The sequence below is a fragment of the Streptomyces sp. NPDC042002 genome (genome assembly GCF_055588305.1).
In genome coordinates this window covers 1-3,275 of record NZ_JBVJCT010000082.1, presented here as the reverse complement: position 1 = coordinate 3,275, position 3,275 = coordinate 1, and the positions used below count along the sequence as shown (strand labels likewise).

At 67.2% G+C, this 3,275-nt stretch carries 3 protein-coding genes; all 3 read right to left on the bottom strand.

All coding sequences use genetic code 11. The features are described from left to right. Nucleotides 1-106: 106 nt before the first annotated feature. Nucleotides 107-925 (bottom strand): IS5 family transposase, encoded by an 819-nt coding sequence (locus ACZ6KY_RS42105; RefSeq protein WP_469315524.1) that lies wholly within the window; start codon nt 923-925, stop codon nt 107-109. A gap of 242 nt (nt 926-1,167) precedes the next feature. Further along, the gene (locus ACZ6KY_RS42100) at nt 1,168-2,103 is read right to left on the bottom strand and encodes a serine hydrolase domain-containing protein (RefSeq protein ID WP_469315523.1); all 936 of its coding nucleotides are present in this window, start codon (nt 2,101-2,103) and stop codon (nt 1,168-1,170) included. After that, nucleotides 2,100-2,837, bottom strand: coding sequence for a Clp protease N-terminal domain-containing protein (locus tag ACZ6KY_RS42095; RefSeq protein WP_469315522.1), 738 nt, complete (start codon nt 2,835-2,837; stop codon nt 2,100-2,102). The genes ACZ6KY_RS42100 and ACZ6KY_RS42095 overlap by 4 nt, the downstream gene beginning before the upstream one ends. Nucleotides 2,838-3,275: the final 438 nt, after the last annotated feature.

Below are 3,275 nucleotides of genomic sequence, written 5' to 3'. Positions count from 1 at the left end.
CTCGTGCACCATCACTCACGCCAGCCTCAGCACTCCCAGACAAGCCGAGATCCAAACCGCCGTATAACAACCTAAATAGGCGCTAAACACCCTCTAACTGGTCGTTTCAGAATGAGGTCCGGAGTCGTCTCAAACAGATGACGCTGCAGGCAAGTTGGAGCAGCCCGAGGTGGAGATCGGCTCGTATCTCGTAGCGGATGCGGAGTCGTTTGAACTGGTGGAGCCAGGCGAAGGTGCGCTCGACGACCCATCGGGTCTTGCCCAGCCCGGAGCCGGGCGGAGTGCCTCGGCGGGCGATCTTGGGTGTGATCCCACGTGCCCGGACGAGACGGCGATATTTGTCGAAGGCGTAGCCTCGGTCGGCGAACAGCTGCCGGGGCCGGTGGCGTGGCCGGCCGCACAAGCCACGAATGCGGGGGATGGCATCGACGAGGGGCATCAGCTGGGTCACATCGTGCCGGTTGCCGCCGGTCAGTGACACCGCGAGCGGCGTGCCGTGCCGGTCGACGATGATGTGGTGCTTGCTTCCAGGGCGGCCCCGGTCGACCGGAGATGGTCCGGTGTGAGTTCCTCCTTTGAGGGCACGGATGTGCGAGCCGTCGATGGCACAATCGTCCATCTCCAGCAGCCCGGCCGCCCGCAGCTCGGCAAGGATCGCCGCGTGCAGTCGGGGCCAGACGCCGGCGTCGGTCCAGTCTCGTAAACGGCGCCAGGCCGTGACCCCGGAGCAGCCCACCTCCTGACGTGGCACGTCGCGCCAGGTCACGCCTGTGCGGAGGACGAAGATGATGCCTGCCAACGCGATGCGGTCGCATGTTCGGTGTCGTCCTGCATACCGATGCCGCCGCTGTGGAGGGGCCGGAAGCATAGGAGCGATGCGCGTCCACAGGTCATCGGGTACAAGATCGCTGTTCGCGTCCGGCAGCGTGGCGGAAGATCCCGGTTGAGGCGGGCCGATTGACCAGGCAAGCTCGCCTGATGAGTCAGAGCAGACACCGGGACCTGGGACGGGCGCATGGCTCCCCCTCTTGCCGCGCCTGGGACGCCTCGCGCGGTTGACGAGGATCACTACCGTCATGACGACCAGCGTGCGAACTACTGCGGCGCCGCTTCGAGAGACCGATCCTGGAGCGGCCTGCTCGTCGATGTCCGGGCGGCGGTTCCATATCAGGGCCGCAGCGCGGCCAACATCACACGTACCACCTTCATGAACTGCTGTGGGCTCACGGAGTCGATCGGGGCCGGTACCGGCGTGCCCTGGGTGCGGGCGAGGATGACGTCGTCGGGGACGGCGCGCAGGTGCACGATGACCAACCCGGGTGGCACGCAGAGAAGGTATTGGCCGAAGTTGCCGATCGCCATGAACGAGCCGTGCCCCAACAGCCGCGGGAGCCACCAGAGGTAACCGTAGTCGAGCTGCACGTCGGCGCCGCGGTTGACCTGCACCGAGGTGCTCTCGGCCGTCCAGGACGCGGGTACCACCTGCCGGTCGTCCCACCGGCCGTTCTGCAGCATCATCGTGCCGATCCGTCCGAGATCGCGGGCGGACAGGAAGAGGTGATGGGCGAGGTGTTCGGAAACCTCGGGACGGCCGAGCAGCCGCTGGCGAGCCGGGTCGAAGTCCTCCAAGCCGAGCGGCGCGGCCAGGTCCTCGGCGAGCGCTGAGAAGACAGACCGCCCGGTGCACCGCTCGAAGATCGTGCCGAGGGCGTTGAAGTCCCAATTGTTGTAGAGGAACAGCGTGCCCGGTGGCTGTTTGCCCCGAGCCGGCGCACTCTCCTCGGGCCCGGCCACGGTCGCCGCCGGGTGATAGACCCCGGAGCTCGACGTCAGCAGGTCGCGCACGGTGGCGCGGCGTTCCTGCGACAGCAGCCCGCCTATGTCGTCGATTCCGAGCTCGTCGAGGGTCGCGTCGAGCCGGATGGTTCCATCGGCGACCGCCGTTCCGTAGAGGACGGACAGGATGCTCTTGCGCACCGATGCCAGAAAGCTGGGTGCGCTCGTCTCGCCGTGGTCGAACACGACTCGGCCCCGGTTAAGCACGAGAAATGCGGTGGTCGGCAAGGCGTCGAGCGCGTCGACGACGGGCTGAAAAGCGCTCATGCGGGGCCCCCTGTGGAGCGGCCCGCCAGCCCGAGCATTCTGGCAAGCGCGGCTCGCCGGGTGACGCCGTGAGCGGTGAGCACCTGGCCCGCGCGGCTGCCGGGCGCGCGCAGGAGCCCGAGGAACAGGTGGGCCGCAGCGACGCCGTGCCCGTCCGCTTCGGCGACCGCGCCGTCGATCGCCCGGCGGGCGTCTGGGCCGATACCCGGCTGAGTGCGGGCGGTTGCCGCGACCGGCCGCTCACTGTCCGATTCCCGCTCCAGTGCGGCTCGAACGTCAGACGGGTCGACGTCGAACGCGCGAAGCACGGTACCGGCCAACCCGGCTGGGTCGTCGAGGACCGCGACAAGGAGATCGCCGCTGTCGACCGCATCGCGGCCGTGCCGACCCGCGCGTGTCTCGGCGCCGCGCAAGCATCTGAGCGTTTCATCGTCGAAGCGCTGCAAAACACCGGCGCGGATCAGGTCATCGACGGTCAACTGCGCGAGGAACGGCGCGTATCGCTGTTGCGCCCCCTGCTTGCTGAGACCGCGGGGCGCGCCGATGTCCACCCAGGAACAGCCCTCGGCCCGCGCCATCTCCACGAACAAGCCGATCAGGCTGTTGCCGAGAACGTCGAGGTCACTGGCGAGCTGCTCTGCGGCGGCGATCTGCCGGACGGGGTCGCGGGGCTCGTTGATGCAGGCGAGGATCACCAGGCCGGCGAGTTCGGACAGGGTAGGCATCTGGGGCATGTCAACATTCTAACTGACGCACGTCGTGCGTCAACAATTTCATTGACTATGGCGAGAACGTCATGGCCCGATCGGGCGCCCGAAGACCGCCTCGCCCTCGGATGGGACGACCGTCCTTGCAAAGGGCACCGGCCCAGGTGCCGCGCCGGCGGACGTCGGTTAGGGCGGCACCGGCAGTACGGGAGGCGACAGAAGCGACCAGGCCCGGGCGCGCGGCTGGGGTGATGAAGAGGGTGAAGGTGCGGCCGATGCCTTCCCTGGGCTGGCCTGCATCAAAGCTCGCTCGAATGCGCCTGCAGCATCATCTGGTTTGAGGCGACTCCGAATCTCATTCTGAAACAAGCAGTAAGGGCGTGCAGAAGAACAACATGTAGGCGAGTGGCACGCTGACCTGCGAGGTCAAGTCTCAAAACCCGCAAGTTAATTCTCTGCACGCCC

Bases quoted from the DNA above. Each gene is read 5' to 3' on its own strand.
- ACZ6KY_RS42100 (WP_469315523.1), bottom strand. From the start codon at position 2,103: ATGAGCGCTTTTCAGCCCGTCGTCGACGCGCTCGACGCCTTGCCGACC.
- ACZ6KY_RS42095 (WP_469315522.1), bottom strand. From the start codon at position 2,837: ATGCCCCAGATGCCTACCCTGTCCGAACTCGCCGGCCTGGTGATCCTC.